Genomic DNA, 14,444 nt, shown 5'->3' with positions numbered 1-14,444 from the left:
ATTGATTAGTTTGATTGAATAGTATTAAGTGTGGTTTCTAATTCTGCTTTAGAGTTAATTACATTAAGCATAGCTTGTAAAAACTCTTGTTGAGCAGTGTATAGTTGAGTTTGAGCTTGACGTAACTCAAAGCTAGAACCTACACCTTCAAAAAATTTGGTTTGGTTTTTACGCTCGATACGTTCGGCTAGATTAAGATTTTCTTTTTTGTTGTCGTATTCTTCAATAGCAAATTGGTATTCGCTTTTAGCATTAGCTATTTTAAGTCTTATTTGTTGTTCGGTTTCGGTTAAATCAGCTTTTGCTTTTTCAAGATTTATTTGAGCACGTTGTGTTGAAGCACTTCGCATGCCTGAGCTAAATATTGGAATGTTTAAGCTTACACCAAATAATGAAGAACCAAACCAATCTTGTTCCTTTTCTAAAAAGGAAAAATCATCGCTAAATGCAGAATAGCCACCATTAACAAAAGCGTTTAGTGTTGGTAATGCTTTGCTTTTTTCTAGTTTAACCAAAAGCTCTTTTGAAATCATATCGTTTTCAGAAATTTGAAAATCAATAGTATTTTCAACAGACTCATCAGCCTCTAATAACTCTAAGCTTATATTTTGTGCTGTTAAGGTTTCTAAATTATCAGTAAGTGTTGTTTGAGAATTTAAGTCAATACCAAGAGTTATATTGAGCATTTGGTAAGCTAATGTTTTTAAACGCTCAGTATTTCTTAGGTTACTTTCTACACTAGATAATGTGATTTTTAATTGCTCAACGCTTTCTTCTTCTTCAAGTCCATTTTCATAAATCTTAGTAGTCTCGTTAAGGTTTTTAGTTAGTACTTCTAAGTTTCTTTTTAAAATAGAAATACTTTCTTCTGCAAGTAATACATTTCCGTAAGCGTTAATTACTGCTTTTCTTACTTCTAAGTCGGTTTTAACTTTGGCATTTTCAGAAATTTGTAAATACACTTTTGCCGATTGTAAGCCAACAAGATATGACCCATCAAAAAGTAATTGAGATAAGGTAGCTGTTGCTGTTACGCTTTGCTTTGTTCCAAAACGTAAAGGAATAAACCCTTGAGGAGTAGTAACATTGAAGTTATCTTGAGTTACATCAAAATAGTCATTCACTATATCAATAGTACTTTGAGTATTGTCAAAAGCAGCAGCAGGTAAAAGCTGAACTTGTTGTTTTAACCAGTTTTGATAATCTACACCAACATTAACTTGTGGTAATCCTGCAGCAGTGGTTTCCCATTTTTGCTTTTTGGCTGCTTCTATATCTCGAGTAGCATTTTGTGCCGATCGATTGTTTTCTAGAGCATAATCTATAGCTTCCTGTAGGCTGAAATTATAGACATTCTCTTCTTGAGCAAAAGCTGACCAAGACAAGAATAACCCTAAAAGGATAATTGAGATGTGTTTCATTAATTATTGTTTTGATTGATTTGTAAATAGTTGTTTAAGTGTTCTAGTCCTTTGCTTGTGCAAATACCTCGCAAATGGTATTCTAGATAATTGTTCATAAGCATTCTCATAGAAAAATGTTCTAATGGAAATAATGACTTGTCTTTTAAAGCCATCATACAATTAAAATAGATTTTTGATATGAAATCTGAATTCAAATCTTCTCTAAATAATCCCATTTTTTTACCACGTTCTATGTTGCACCAAACACAATCTTCCATAACGCACATTTGTTTTTCTTTAATGTTATGGAAAATTTTTGGGTAGTATTTTTCTAGTTGATATTGAGGAGAAGACTTTTCATCTTTTAAGTTTTTCATCAAAAACTGTTTGATTTCATAAATCTCTTCAATAGGGTTTTTTTCTTGGGTTCTAATCTCTTCAATACCAGTAGAAATAATTTGAAACAAAAGCATTACTGATTCTTCAACCAATACGGTTTTGTTTTCAAAATACTGATATATCGTTTTTTTAGAGATGCCTTGCGCATTGGCAATATCATCCATAGTTACACTCTTAAACCCATAGGTTAAGAACAAATCGACTGCTGTTTTTAAAATATCTTGCTTCATAATTCTGAGGCAAAACTACGATAGGAAACTTTAAAAACAAAAAAAGTTTCCAAAGTTTTAACAATTATTTAATATTGAAGATTGTGCTTGTTATACTGACGACAAATACCGATTTTTGTTTCATGCAAACAGTACAATATTATCAAGAGCAGTTTATAGCTTATTTGGAAGAGTTTACAAAACAACGTGAGCCAGAAAACCTTTATAATCCAGTTAATTATATTTTAAAGTTAGGAGGAAAGCGCTTGCGGCCTGTTTTAACTTTAATGGCAGCCGAAGTTTTTAATTGTGAATACCAAAAAGCGCTTGATGCTGCTTTGAGTGTTGAGGTGTTTCATAATTTTTCATTAGTTCATGATGATATTATGGATGATGCACCTTTGCGAAGAGGTCAAGAAACTGTTCATGAAAAATGGGATATTAACACAGGTATTTTGTCTGGTGATGCAATGTTAATTTTAGCATATCAGTTATTTGAAAACTATGAAGCTACTACTTTTCAGGCTTTGGCAAAGTTATTTAGCAAAACAGCTTTAGAGGTTTGCGAAGGACAACAGTATGACATTGATTTTGAAACACGAGATGATGTTACTATTCCTGAGTATTTAAAAATGATTGAGTATAAAACCGCTGTTTTGGTTGGTGCTGCTATGCAAATGGGAGCAATTGTAGCGCAATCTTCTAAAGAAGACCAAGAAGGTATTAATGCTTTTGGCAAAAACCTAGGTATAGCTTTTCAATTACAAGATGATTATTTGGATGCTTTTGGAGACCCAAAAACGTTTGGAAAGCAAGTAGGTGGTGATATTATAGAAAATAAAAAGACCTTTTTATATTTAAAAACCCTAGAGTTTTCAAATGCTAATGATAAGTTACAGTTGCAGCATCTTTTTAGTATTAATCCAACAGATGCTAAGGATAAAATAGAAACCGTAAAGCAGTTGTTTGAGTCGAGTGGTGCTTCTGAAGCTACAAAAGAAGAAATAAAAAAATATACCGAAAAGGCGTTTTCAGTTTTAGAACATCTAAATATTTCAAATGAAAATAAAGCTATCCTTAAAGCATTTGGGGAACAATTAATGAACAGAAATGTATAATGCAGCTACCAGCAACTTTTGAAGAATTAATTGATGAGGCAAATAAGCTTGAGTTGTATTCTAAATTAGTAAAGCAACTAAATAAAGATTTCTTGTTTGCTAACATTGATTTAGATTTTGATGAAGCTATTTTACCAACAAGTTTAAAGCTACTGCTTCATGAAACCGTTTACAAACTCATTCAAGAAAAATTTGCGGAGTACCTTAATTTACTTTACATCATTGATGTGCCTGAACATAAAATAAAACAGCTAAATGGTGATGATACTCTAAAACTTTCAGAAGAGGTTACTTTTTTAATTTTGCTTCGCGAATGGCAAAAAGTATGGTTTAAGCATAAATACTCTTAAAAATAAAACCTAACAAAAGGCATCCAAGGATCAGCATAAATGCTTTTGTCTTCATCATATAAAACGTCATATCGAATACCAAAGGTTACATTTTGAGTTCTGTAACCAGCACCAATAAATAAAGCAGGATACCAATAGTTTTGGTCTTCAATACCTAAATTATCTTCCCATTTTCTGCTCACGTTGAGTTCTTCAAATTCTGCAGAAAGCTGAATTTCATTTATAGGTTGAAAAAGACCAATTAAACTACCTCCAAAAATGGTGGATTTATAAAAGTTTTTTCTGGAGTTGTAAGTTCCATTAAGTCCAAGCCCTAACGCAAATTGATTATTGAATTCATAAATAGCACTTGGTGCTAAAGTGCCACTAAAAAAGCCATCACCAAAGCTTAGTCCTACTCCTCCTCCAAATCGCACATGATTCCAAAAATCGCTAGTGTTTTCTTGGGCATTTACAGTGTTAAAACAAACCGAAATAAGTATTAATAAGATGATTTTTTTGAGGTTAAATTTTGTAGAAAAGGTCTTCATAGTATAAATAGTTGAAAAAGAGATGTTATAAATATAATAAAACATAAGTGTATTATAGTAAAAGTTGTACTTTTGTATAAATTTTGTCGGAACGATACAGTTTTTAACTACTTATGGATAAATATTCCTTTTTAAACGCAGCACATACAGCATATTTTGCTGATTTATACGAACAATATTTACAAAACCCAGACTCAGTTGAACCAAGTTGGAGAGCATTTTTTCAAGGTTACGATTTTGGTAGTGAGAGTTACGGAATGGAAGGTGAAATTGTTGAAGGCGTTTCTACCCAAATTCCTGAGCATGTACAAAAAGAGTTTCAGGTTATAAAACTTATTGATGGTTACCGTAGCAGAGGTCACTTGTTTACAAAAACTAACCCAGTAAGAGCAAGACGTAAATATGTTCCAACGCTAGATATTGAGCATTTTGGATTGTCTAATAGTGATTTAGATACTGTTTTCAATGCAGGTGAAGTATTAGGGATTGGAGCACAAACTTTAAGAGAAATCATCAAACACCTAGATAGTATTTATTGCGATTCTATTGGTGTTGAATACATGTATATTAGAAAACCTGAGGAAATCAATTGGATTCAGGAAAAATTAAATATCAACGATAACCAACCAAATTTTTCAGCAGAACAAAAAAAGCATATCCTTAAAAAACTTAATGAGGCTGTCTCTTTTGAAAGTTTCTTACATACAAAGTATGTAGGTCAAAAGCGTTTCTCTCTAGAAGGAGGAGAGTCTTTAATTCCTGCATTAGATGCTGTAATTGAAAAAGCAGCTGACTATGGTGTTAAGGAGTTTGTAATGGGTATGGCACATAGAGGTCGTTTAAGTACGCTTACAAATATCTTTGGAAAATCTGCAAAAGACATCTTTAGTGAGTTTGATGGTAAGGATTATGAAGAAGAAATTTTTGATGGCGATGTTAAGTACCATTTAGGTTGGACAAGCGATAGAGTTACCGACTCTGGCAAAAAAATAAACCTTAACATAGCACCAAACCCTTCACACTTAGAAACTGTTGGAGCAGTTGTTGAAGGAATTACTAGAGCAAAACAAGACGATAAATATCCTGAAAACCCATCTCAAGTACTACCAATAGTTGTGCATGGTGATGCAGCTATTGCTGGTCAAGGATTGGTATACGAAGTTGTGCAAATGGCACAATTAGACGGTTATAAAACTAATGGAACCATTCATATTGTAGTAAATAACCAAATTGGTTTTACTACTAACTATTTAGATGCAAGGTCAAGTACCTATTGTACTGATGTTGGTAAGGTAACATTGTCACCTGTATTACACGTAAACGCTGATGATGCCGAAGCTGTAGTGCATGCCATGTTGTTTGCTCTAGATTTCAGAATGCAATTTAAACGCGACGTATTTATAGATTTATTGGGTTACAGAAAGTATGGTCATAACGAAGGTGACGAACCTAAGTTTACACAACCATTACTTTATAAAGCTATTGCAAAGCATCAAAACCCAAGAGATATTTATGCTCAAAAACTAATTGACCAAGGTATTATCACTAAAGACCATGTGTCACAATTAGAAGAAGATTACAAAGCATCTTTAGAAGAAAAATTAGAAGACTCTCGTAAAGAGGATAAAACAGTAATTACTCCATTTATGCAAAATGAATGGACAGACTATATTACTGTTGATGAAAATAAAATGATGAAACCTGTAGATACTGCTTATTCTGCTGAAGGATTAAAGCGTATCACAGAAGTAATTTCTTCATTACCAAAAGACAAAAAATTCATACGTAAAATAGAGCGTTTAGTACAATCCAGACAAACTATGTTTGATGAAAACAAGTTAGACTGGGCAATGGCTGAACATTTAGCTTATGGTAGTTTACTAGAAGAAGGTCACGATGTTCGTATATCTGGTCAAGATGTAGAACGTGGTACATTCTCTCACAGACATGCCGTTGTAAAAGTAGAAGATAGTGAAGAAGAAATTGTATTACTTAATAAGTTGAGTGATAAGCAAGGAAAATTCTTTATCTATAACTCACTACTATCAGAATATGGTGTGGTAGGTTTTGATTATGGTTATGCTATGGCAAGCCCTAAAACCTTAACCATTTGGGAAGCGCAATTTGGAGATTTCAGTAATGGAGCTCAAATTATGCTAGACCAATATATTTCTGCAGCAGAAGATAAGTGGAAACTTCAAAATGGTTTGGTAATGTTATTGCCTCATGGTTATGAAGGTCAAGGTGCAGAGCATTCATCAGCACGTATGGAACGTTACTTACAACTATGTGCAAAAGATAATATGTATGTAGCCGATTGTACAACACCAGCTAACATGTTCCATTTATTACGTAGACAAGTAAAAGCCAAATTCCGTAAGCCTTTAATCGTGTTTACGCCTAAGAGTTTATTGCGTCATCCATTGTGTGTGTCAACAGTTGATGAGTTTGCAAATGGTAGTTTCCAAATGCTAATCGACGATGAGTCTGTAAAAACTGATGCTGTAAAAACGCTAGTGTTTGTAACAGGTAAGTTTTATTATGACTTATTAGAAGAACGCGAAAAATTAGAAAGAAACGATGTTGCTTTAGTAAGAATAGAGCAATTATTCCCATTACCAGAAAAAGAAATTAAAGCTGTTTTGGAAAAATACAGTCATGTTGAAGATATGGTTTGGGCTCAAGAAGAACCAAGAAATATGGGAGCTTATAGCTTTATGTTAATGCATTTAGATGAAGCTAAAAACTTTAGAGTAGCATCGCGAAGAGCTTATGGAGCACCTGCAGCAGGAAGCTCAGTACGTTCTAAAAAACGTCATCAAGAAGTTATTGATTTCGTTTTCGATAAAACAAAAAACAACCAACGATAAAATAAAAACAAATCCAAAAACATAAAATTATAGAACAATGATTTTAGAAATGAAAGTACCTTCACCAGGAGAGTCTATTACTGAAGTAGAAATTGCAGAATGGTTAGTGCAAGATGGTGATTATGTAGAAAAAGATCAGGCCATTGCTGAAGTAGATAGTGATAAGGCAACTCTTGAGCTTCCAGCTGAAGCTAGCGGAACGATTACCTTAAAGGCAGAAGAAGGTGATGCAGTTGCAGTAGGAGAAGTGGTTTGTTTAATTGATACAAGTGCAGCAAAACCTGAAGGATCTGATGCACCTGAAAAAGAAGAGAAAAAAGAAGAAGCACCTAAAGCTGAAGAAAAGAAAGTAGAACCAGTTGCTGAAAACAAAACGTATGCAACAGGAACAGCAAGTCCTGCAGCAAAAAAGATTTTAGCTGAAAAAGGAATGGAAGCTTCTCAAATACAAGGCACAGGTAAAGACGGTAGAGTAACCAAAGACGATGCTGTAAACGCAAAACCATCTATGGGAACTCCAACAGGAGGAAGCCGTGGAGAGTCACGCTCTAAACTATCAATGTTACGTCGTAAAGTAGCAGAGCGTTTAGTATCGGCTAAAAACGAAACAGCAATGTTAACCACTTTTAATGAGGCTAACATGACACCTATTTTTGAATTGCGTAAACAATATAAAGAAGAGTTTAAAGCAAAGCATGGTGTAGGTCTTGGGTTTATGAGCTTCTTTACATTAGCAGTAGTAAGAGCATTAAAAGAATTTCCAGCTGTTAACTCTATGATAGATGGAAAAGAAATGATTTCTTACGATTTCTGTGATATTAGTATAGCAGTATCAGGACCAAAAGGACTTATGGTTCCAGTAATACGAAATGCTGAAAACTTAACTTTTAGAGGTGTTGAAGCTGAAGTAAAACGTTTAGCATTAAGAGCTCGTGATGGTCAAATTACTGTTGATGAAATGACAGGTGGTACATTTACAATTTCAAATGGAGGTGTATTTGGTAGTATGTTATCTACACCAATTATCAACCCACCACAAAGTGGTATTTTAGGAATGCACAATATTATTGAGCGTCCAATTGCTGTTGATGGTAAAGTTGAAATTCACCCAATGATGTATTTAGCATTATCATATGATCACAGAATTATTGATGGTAGAGAGTCTGTAGGATTTTTAGTTGCAATTAAAGAAGCACTTGAAAACCCAGTTGAGTTATTAATGAATAATGATGTTAAGAAGGCTTTAGAGTTATAAAGTAATAGACATATCATATAAAACAAAAAGCGCAATTCCCCTTAAATTGCGCTTTTTTCTTGAAAATAACTAACTAATAACTAAAAAAAATTGACAAGAATATTTATAGATATTATTAAAATGACACTAATTACTAAACCAATAATAAAAAGCTTATTAGAAGATTTTAAATTATGTTTCATCTTAATCGAGTCAATATTTTCACTCAAAATCCCTGGGCAATTAAGCCCAGAGCTTTCAAGTTTCCCTTATAAAAAATTAATAGCACTGTAAAGGTCTAGAATAATTGAAAGCCAAACAATACGTAACGTTACGTATATTTTGGTTTTTTGTAATAAAAAAAGTGCAAATTTTGAGGGTTTGCACTTTTTTCAATCATCATAGTATGGTTAAGTTCATTGAAAACAGACTAAAATATTTAATGTTATTGTTAACACGACACTTAAAACTAGAGTAACAATCAAAGGTGAATTAAAGAGTGACAACTTCTGTTTCATTTTTTTGTAATTTTTAACTTCGAGAATAGTTGTTAAAACAAAAAAGCTCCTAGTTAAGCTAATAACCAAGAGCTTTTTATCCCCTAAGTAGTTTGATTAATAGCACTGTAAAGGTGAGCATTATATCAATGCCAAACAATACGTAACATTACGTATTTTTAAGTAAGAAATTCCTGATTTTCCTTTGCCCAAATCAATAAACTGTTTTGAAACGGAGTGATATCAAGCTTTTTAATGATGTTGCTTTTGTGTTTTTCTACAGTTCTGTTGGAGATAAACATTAGTTCTCCAATTTCTTTTGCAGTTTTGTTTTGCGCAATATGTTTTAATACTTCTTTTTCGGTTGGAGTCAACTCTTCAAGTTCTTTTGGGACTTCTTTAATTTCTAAATGCGAAATAAGTTCAGGACTAAAATACGGTGTGTTTTTTAATACCGAAGAAATACATTGCTCAATTTCAACTAAAGCAAATTCTTTAAGGACATAACCAAAGATATTTAGTGCTTTGGCTTCGTAATAGGTTTCTTCGTCCTTTTCAAAAGTTATAAGGACAATTTTTGTTGGTAAATTATTATCGAAACACTTTTTTGCGATTTCCAAACCTGTCAAATGTGGCATCCTAATGTCTAGTATGGCAATTTCAGGTTGGTGAGTTTCTATAAGGTTGTAGGCGTCTCTGCCATTTTCGGCACTACCTATTATATTGTAGTCCTTTTCTTTTAAAAAATCATTCAGACCTTTTAGGATCAATGGATGATCGTCTGCTATTATTATAGAGGCATGCATTTGTGCTATTAATTAATTGAGGGATTGACTATAAATATAAGCACAATTTTGAAATATTCAGAAAGAATTATACTACAATTTTAAGTATAAATATTTTTTTTGATAATCAATCACTGCTTTTCCCTTTTTTAAGATGTCAGCACCAATAATGCCATCAACTGGTTTTGAGTTATGACTTGTTAGTGCAGTATTTACATGTGTTAGGTTAAATAAGATTAAAGCTACTTTGTCTTTTTTCCATTTACCAATTTTTACTTTATTCTTTTTGGAAATTTGGGTTTCCATATCAGTTGCGCCAGCTCCTGCAGCTCGTATAGGAGAGTCTTTTGCTTTTAAGTTAAACCTCTCAACAGCATCAAAGCCTACGCAAGAGTTTGAAGCACCAGTATCTAAAATAAATAAACCTTTTACTCCATTTATTGTAGCGCGAATTTCAAAATGATTGGTTCTAGTTAGGTGCAGCTTTATTTTAGTAAACCCCTTTTCTAACAGAAACTCTTGAAGACTGTTTTCCATAACTTTTTTTACAAATATAGTGGTATAAAAGAATTATTTTAGCAAAATGATTATTACCGATACACATACTCATTTATACAGTGAGGCTTTTGATGAAGATAGAAAGGAAATGATACAACGTGCTATAGATGCCAATGTTTCTCGTTTTTTTATTCCAGCAATAGACTCTAGCTACACAACATCTATGTTAAAGTTGGAACAAGAATTTCCCAATCATGTGTTTTTAATGATGGGTTTGCATCCTACTTCTGTAAAAGATAACTATAAAGAAGAATTACAACATGTTGAGGAGTTAATGGCAAAAAGACACTTTTATGCTGTTGGCGAAATAGGGATCGATTTATATTGGGATACTTCTACTTTAGAAATTCAAAAAAAAGCATTTAAGCATCAAATTCAGTTAGCAAAAAAATACAAGTTGCCAATTGTGATACATTGTCGTGATGCTTTTGATGAAATATTTGAAGTTCTTGAAACCGAAAAAGGCGATGCGCTTTTTGGCATCTTTCATTGCTTTACTGGTACTTTTGAGCAAGCACAAAAAGCGATTTCTTACAATATGAAATTAGGAATAGGTGGTGTAGCAACATTTAAAAATGGAAAAATAGACCAGTTTTTAAATCAAATAGACTTAAAACATATTGTTTTGGAAACCGACTCGCCATATTTAGCACCAAAACCATATCGAGGGAAACGTAATGAAAGTAGTTATATAATAAAGGTGTTAGAAAAACTATCAGAATTGTATAATTTTCCTCAAGAAACCATTGCAGAAATAACAACACAAAACTCAAAAGACATATTTAATATATAATAGGTATGGAAAGCAATAGCCCAAAAATACTTTTAATATATACTGGTGGAACTATTGGGATGATTAAAAACCCAAATACAGGAGCATTGAAGTCCTTTGACTTTAATAATCTGTTAAAACGTATTCCTGAATTAAAACTATTAGACTGTGATATAACTACAATATCCTTTAAAGATCCAATAGATTCTTCAAACATGAATCCTGACTATTGGGTTCAAATAGCCGAAATTATAGAAGACAATTACGATAGCTTTGATGGGTTTGTAGTACTTCATGGCAGTGATACCATGAGCTATACAGCTTCAGCATTAAGTTTTATGTTAGAAAACTTAGATAAACCTGTAATATTAACAGGGTCGCAATTACCAATTGGTGATTTGCGTACCGATGCCAAAGAAAACTTGATAACCACAATTCAAATGGCATCGTTGCAAACTAGGAACAGACCATTAATAAGAGAGGTAGGGTTATATTTTGAATACAAATTATATAGAGGAAATCGTACAACTAAAATAAATGCAGAACATTTTGAAGCATTTGAATCCTTAAATTATCCTCATTTAGCCGAATCTGGAGTACATATTAAGGTAAACCATGAAGACTTGTATAAACCAAATGCTAGAAAAAAGTTGGTTGTGCATAAATCTTTTGATAACAGTATTGCTTTAATAAAGCTGTTTCCAGGTATTTCGAAATCGGTTTTGGAATGCATGACACATAATCCTAATATAAAAGGTATTGTTTTAGAAACCTATGGAGCAGGTAATGCTACAACCGAAGATTGGTTTATTGACTTAATGGAATCTGCTATAAAAAAAGGGGTACAAATTATAAATGTAACACAATGCTCAGGAGGAAGTGTCAATATGGGACAGTATGAAACCAGTTCGCAGCTTAAAAAAGCAGGTGTAATTTCAGGAAAAGACATTACAACCGAAGCTGCAATAGCAAAATTAATGTATATGTTGGGAGAAAACATTTCTGCTAAAACGTTCAAAACCATATTTGAAACGCCTTTACGTGGAGAAATGTCTTAAAATTAACTTTCAAAATTTTAACATTCAAAGAATTTTTTGTTATTTGACCCACTGTAATTAAAGATAAAGTTACAGAGAGGTGGCCGAGTGGTCGAAGGCGCACGCCTGGAAAGTGTGTATACGTCAAAAGCGTATCGAGGGTTCGAATCCCTTCCTCTCTGCTGTTATTTTATTTTTAATTGTAATTTTTTTATATCTTTAACACTTTAACTAATAAAATTAAGAATAAGAACAATGAAAAGACTATTTTCTATCCTAGCCATAGCAGGAACCATGGCTTTCGGAACTGTTAATGCAAACGCATTTACTACAACTACAACTGCCGCAACAACAACTGTTGCAACTGTAACAAAAGAAGAAGAGGCTGCAGCTCCTGCTGAAGAAGACCTTGGATTTCACCAAGAATTAAAGAAACGTTTTATTGAAGGTGGACCTGGGTTTATGGGAATTGTATTGCTATGTTTAATTTTAGGTTTAGCAATTGCAATTGAAAGAATTATCTTTTTAAACTTATCTACTACAAATACTAAGAAATTAACTCAAAATGTAGAAGATGCATTAGCATCAGGTGGTATCGAAGCAGCTAAAGAAGTTTGCAGAAACACAAAAGGACCTGTTGCATCTATTTTTTATCAAGGATTAGACAGAGCAGACGAAGATATCGATGCTGCTGAAAAAGCTGTTGTTGCCTATGGTGGAGTACAAATGGGACAATTAGAGAAAAACGTATCATGGATTTCATTATTTATCGCATTGGCACCAATGCTTGGGTTCATGGGTACAGTAATTGGTATGATTCAAGCATTCGATAAAATTGAAGCAGCTGGTGATATGCAACCTTCTTTAGTAGCAGGTGGTATTAAAGTTGCCTTATTAACAACTGTATTCGGTCTTATTGTAGCAATTATACTTCAAATTTTCTACAACTATATTATTGCAAAAATTGATAGTATCGTTAACGATATGGAAGATGCGTCTATTACATTAATGGACATGTTAGTAAAGCACAAAAAATAATAAGCAATAAATTATAGAAAAATTATGCATAAGATTTTAAAAATAGTAGCAGCTGTACTTAGTTTACTAGGTATTGTCTTCCTAATTAGAATTATTTCTAAAGGAGACGAAGCTATTAAAGCAGCTGCCTTAGAAGGAGATACAGCAATTGTAGACCCAATGGCAATAGTTACTTATATTGTTCTTGGACTCGTATTACTATTTGTTGTAGTGTTTGTGTTAAAAAATCTATTCACAAATACTGGATCCTTAAAAAACACGTTAATAGGAGTAGGCCTTTTTGCTGCTGTACTTATAATTGCATACGCAGTATCTGGTGGAGACACTAATACATATATGTACAATAACAAAGTAGCAACTGAAGGACAATCTCACATGGTAGGAGCAGGTTTAATTGCTTTCTACATATTAATAATTGGAGCAGCTGCGGCAATGTTATTTGCTGGAGCAAAAAAAATGATTAAGTAATTATGGCAAAAAGATCAGCACCAGAAGTTAATGCAGGCTCAATGGCTGATATTGCATTCTTACTTCTTATTTTCTTTTTGGTTACAACAACTATTGAGACTGATACAGGTTTAAATAGAAAGTTGCCTCCAATTGAAGAAAGTGACGAAGATGTAATCATCAAGCAAAAAAATATTTTTACTGTACTTATTAATGGTAAAGACCAATTGCTTGTTGAGGACGAATTGATGGATCTTAAAGATTTGCGTAAAGCTGCAGTAGAATTCCTTGATAATGGAGGAGGAACTGGAGAGGATGGATGTGACTATTGTAAAGGAAAAAGAGACCCTAAGTCATCTGACAATCCTGATAAAGCTATCATATCTTTAAAGAACGAGCGTGAAACTACTTATAAGACTTATATTTCTGTTCAAAATGAGTTAGTAGCAGCATACAATGAACTTAGAAATCGTAGAGCGCAAGAGCTTTACGGAACTTCATTTTTACAAATGCAAGCTAACTATGACGACGTAAACTGGGTTGGAAGTAAAGACAAGCTTAAAGAAAAGATTGAAAAGATAAAACTTGAGTACCCTCAAAAATTATCTGAAGTTCAACAAAAGTAATTTAGAAAACATAAGATATGTCTAAATTTAATAAGAAAAAATCAGGCGATTTACCAGCTATTTCAACTGCGTCTTTACCTGATATTGTATTTATGTTATTATTCTTCTTTATGGTTGCTACCGTAATGAGAGATAATACCTTAAAAATTAAAAACGAATTACCAAGTGCTGACCAAGTTGAAAAGCTAGATAAAAAAGATTTGGTGATGTATATATACGTAGGACAACCTACTGAAAGATATCAAAGCCAATTTGGTAAAGAATCACGTATACAGTTAAATGATAAATTTGCTGATGTCAGTGATATAAAAGCTTTTATAGCTGCAGAACGAGCATCTAAAAGAGAAGAACTAATCCCGTTTCTTACAACTGCTTTAAAAGTAGATAAAGAAGCAAATATGGGATTAATTGGAGATATTAAGCAGGAACTTAGAGAAGAGAATGCTTTAAAAATTAACTACACCACTAAACAAGGGGATATCTCTGCTAATAGAAAATAATTTTATTTGTTAAATTTCTAAAACATCCTGGTTATTTTGATCAGGATGTTTTTTTATACATTATATTTTAA

General features: G+C 32.8%; 15 protein-coding genes and 1 tRNA gene. 11 read left to right on the top strand and 5 right to left on the bottom strand.

Annotated elements, in window-relative coordinates:
• Positions 1 to 5: 5 nt before the first annotated feature.
• Together ACQ0RB_RS07665 and ACQ0RB_RS07660 are read right to left on the bottom strand one after the other, a co-directional pair.
• Positions 6 to 1,421, bottom strand: coding sequence for a TolC family protein (locus ACQ0RB_RS07665; RefSeq protein ID WP_335972577.1), 1,416 nt, complete (start codon positions 1,419 to 1,421; stop codon positions 6 to 8).
• Positions 1,421 to 2,032, bottom strand: a complete 612-nt coding sequence (locus tag ACQ0RB_RS07660) for a TetR/AcrR family transcriptional regulator (protein ID WP_430497598.1) — start codon at positions 2,030 to 2,032, stop codon at positions 1,421 to 1,423. Before ACQ0RB_RS07660 ends, ACQ0RB_RS07665 begins: the two co-directional genes overlap by 1 nt.
• 122 nt (positions 2,033 to 2,154) lie before the next feature.
• Here ACQ0RB_RS07660 and ACQ0RB_RS07655 point away from each other — a divergent pair, with 122 nt between their 5' ends.
• Positions 2,155 to 3,129, top strand: a complete 975-nt coding sequence (locus ACQ0RB_RS07655; RefSeq protein ID WP_430497596.1) for a polyprenyl synthetase family protein — start codon at positions 2,155 to 2,157, stop codon at positions 3,127 to 3,129.
• Positions 3,129 to 3,479 (top strand): hypothetical protein, encoded by a 351-nt coding sequence (locus ACQ0RB_RS07650; protein ID WP_131508779.1) that lies wholly within the window; start codon positions 3,129 to 3,131, stop codon positions 3,477 to 3,479. The genes ACQ0RB_RS07655 and ACQ0RB_RS07650 overlap by 1 nt, the downstream gene beginning before the upstream one ends.
• Here ACQ0RB_RS07650 and ACQ0RB_RS07645 read toward each other — a convergent pair.
• The gene (locus ACQ0RB_RS07645; RefSeq protein WP_134200640.1) at positions 3,476 to 4,009 is read right to left on the bottom strand and encodes an alpha-ketoglutarate decarboxylase; all 534 of its coding nucleotides are present in this window, start codon (positions 4,007 to 4,009) and stop codon (positions 3,476 to 3,478) included. The genes ACQ0RB_RS07650 and ACQ0RB_RS07645 overlap by 4 nt on opposite strands.
• Positions 4,010 to 4,122: 113 nt before the next feature.
• On the opposite strand from ACQ0RB_RS07645, the gene ACQ0RB_RS07640 reads away from it, so the two are divergent.
• On the top strand, positions 4,123 to 6,879 hold the full coding sequence (locus tag ACQ0RB_RS07640) for a 2-oxoglutarate dehydrogenase E1 component (protein WP_335972570.1): 2,757 nt from the start codon (positions 4,123 to 4,125) through the stop codon (positions 6,877 to 6,879).
• A gap of 37 nt (positions 6,880 to 6,916) precedes the next feature.
• A complete protein-coding gene (odhB, locus tag ACQ0RB_RS07635; protein ID WP_335972568.1) occupies positions 6,917 to 8,134 on the top strand; it encodes a 2-oxoglutarate dehydrogenase complex dihydrolipoyllysine-residue succinyltransferase in 1,218 nt (405 codons plus the stop codon).
• Positions 8,135 to 8,789: 655 nt separating this feature from the next.
• Here the strand turns inward: odhB and ACQ0RB_RS07630 are convergent.
• Both ACQ0RB_RS07630 and ACQ0RB_RS07625 read right to left on the bottom strand, forming a co-directional pair.
• Positions 8,790 to 9,416, bottom strand: coding sequence for a response regulator transcription factor (locus ACQ0RB_RS07630; protein ID WP_134200647.1), 627 nt, complete (start codon positions 9,414 to 9,416; stop codon positions 8,790 to 8,792).
• Positions 9,417 to 9,488: 72 nt separating this feature from the next.
• Complete coding sequence (locus ACQ0RB_RS07625; RefSeq protein ID WP_129760916.1) at positions 9,489 to 9,932, bottom strand: retropepsin-like aspartic protease; 444 nt, start codon at positions 9,930 to 9,932, stop codon at positions 9,489 to 9,491.
• A gap of 46 nt (positions 9,933 to 9,978) precedes the next feature.
• On the opposite strand from ACQ0RB_RS07625, the gene ACQ0RB_RS07620 reads away from it, so the two are divergent.
• From ACQ0RB_RS07620 to ACQ0RB_RS07590, 7 genes are all read left to right on the top strand, one after another.
• Entirely contained in the window at positions 9,979 to 10,746 is a 768-nt protein-coding gene (locus tag ACQ0RB_RS07620; RefSeq protein WP_262733274.1) for a TatD family hydrolase, read from the top strand.
• A 5-nt stretch (positions 10,747 to 10,751) separates the two neighbouring features.
• Positions 10,752 to 11,783, top strand: coding sequence for an asparaginase (locus ACQ0RB_RS07615; protein ID WP_430497592.1), 1,032 nt, complete (start codon positions 10,752 to 10,754; stop codon positions 11,781 to 11,783).
• A gap of 73 nt (positions 11,784 to 11,856) precedes the next feature.
• Positions 11,857 to 11,944: transfer RNA gene (locus tag ACQ0RB_RS07610), tRNA-Ser, on the top strand.
• A 73-nt stretch (positions 11,945 to 12,017) separates the two neighbouring features.
• Positions 12,018 to 12,800, top strand: a complete 783-nt coding sequence (locus tag ACQ0RB_RS07605; RefSeq protein WP_430497590.1) for a MotA/TolQ/ExbB proton channel family protein — start codon at positions 12,018 to 12,020, stop codon at positions 12,798 to 12,800.
• Between the two features lie 24 nt (positions 12,801 to 12,824).
• A complete protein-coding gene (locus tag ACQ0RB_RS07600) occupies positions 12,825 to 13,268 on the top strand; it encodes a hypothetical protein (RefSeq protein ID WP_129760920.1) in 444 nt (147 codons plus the stop codon).
• A gap of 2 nt (positions 13,269 to 13,270) precedes the next feature.
• On the top strand, positions 13,271 to 13,873 hold the full coding sequence (locus ACQ0RB_RS07595) for an ExbD/TolR family protein (RefSeq protein WP_129760921.1): 603 nt from the start codon (positions 13,271 to 13,273) through the stop codon (positions 13,871 to 13,873).
• 17 nt (positions 13,874 to 13,890) lie between these two features.
• Complete coding sequence (locus ACQ0RB_RS07590; RefSeq protein ID WP_129760922.1) at positions 13,891 to 14,373, top strand: ExbD/TolR family protein; 483 nt, start codon at positions 13,891 to 13,893, stop codon at positions 14,371 to 14,373.
• The last annotated feature ends 71 nt before the right edge of the window (positions 14,374 to 14,444 follow it).

Source organism: Gaetbulibacter sp. PBL-D1, assembly GCF_050509525.1.
GTDB lineage: Bacteria > Bacteroidota > Bacteroidia > Flavobacteriales > Flavobacteriaceae > Gaetbulibacter_B > Gaetbulibacter_B jejuensis.
The sequence above is the reverse complement of the archived record's forward strand: the minus strand, read 5'-3'. Positions and strand labels throughout refer to the sequence as shown.

Coding starts and splice junctions, on each gene's coding strand:
- ACQ0RB_RS07605 (WP_430497590.1), top strand. CDS start 12,018: ATGAAAAGACTATTTTCTATCCTAGCCATAGCAGGAACCATGGCTTTC.
- ACQ0RB_RS07620 (WP_262733274.1), top strand. CDS start 9,979: ATGATTATTACCGATACACATACTCATTTATACAGTGAGGCTTTTGAT.
- ACQ0RB_RS07650 (WP_131508779.1), top strand. CDS start 3,129: ATGCAGCTACCAGCAACTTTTGAAGAATTAATTGATGAGGCAAATAAG.
- odhB (WP_335972568.1), top strand. CDS start 6,917: ATGATTTTAGAAATGAAAGTACCTTCACCAGGAGAGTCTATTACTGAA.
- ACQ0RB_RS07615 (WP_430497592.1), top strand. CDS start 10,752: ATGGAAAGCAATAGCCCAAAAATACTTTTAATATATACTGGTGGAACT.
- ACQ0RB_RS07625 (WP_129760916.1), bottom strand. CDS start 9,932: ATGGAAAACAGTCTTCAAGAGTTTCTGTTAGAAAAGGGGTTTACTAAA.
- ACQ0RB_RS07645 (WP_134200640.1), bottom strand. CDS start 4,009: ATGAAGACCTTTTCTACAAAATTTAACCTCAAAAAAATCATCTTATTA.
- ACQ0RB_RS07655 (WP_430497596.1), top strand. CDS start 2,155: ATGCAAACAGTACAATATTATCAAGAGCAGTTTATAGCTTATTTGGAA.
- ACQ0RB_RS07640 (WP_335972570.1), top strand. CDS start 4,123: ATGGATAAATATTCCTTTTTAAACGCAGCACATACAGCATATTTTGCT.
- ACQ0RB_RS07665 (WP_335972577.1), bottom strand. CDS start 1,421: ATGAAACACATCTCAATTATCCTTTTAGGGTTATTCTTGTCTTGGTCA.
- ACQ0RB_RS07600 (WP_129760920.1), top strand. CDS start 12,825: ATGCATAAGATTTTAAAAATAGTAGCAGCTGTACTTAGTTTACTAGGT.
- ACQ0RB_RS07660 (WP_430497598.1), bottom strand. CDS start 2,032: ATGAAGCAAGATATTTTAAAAACAGCAGTCGATTTGTTCTTAACCTAT.
- ACQ0RB_RS07630 (WP_134200647.1), bottom strand. CDS start 9,416: ATGCATGCCTCTATAATAATAGCAGACGATCATCCATTGATCCTAAAA.
- ACQ0RB_RS07590 (WP_129760922.1), top strand. CDS start 13,891: ATGTCTAAATTTAATAAGAAAAAATCAGGCGATTTACCAGCTATTTCA.
- ACQ0RB_RS07595 (WP_129760921.1), top strand. CDS start 13,271: ATGGCAAAAAGATCAGCACCAGAAGTTAATGCAGGCTCAATGGCTGAT.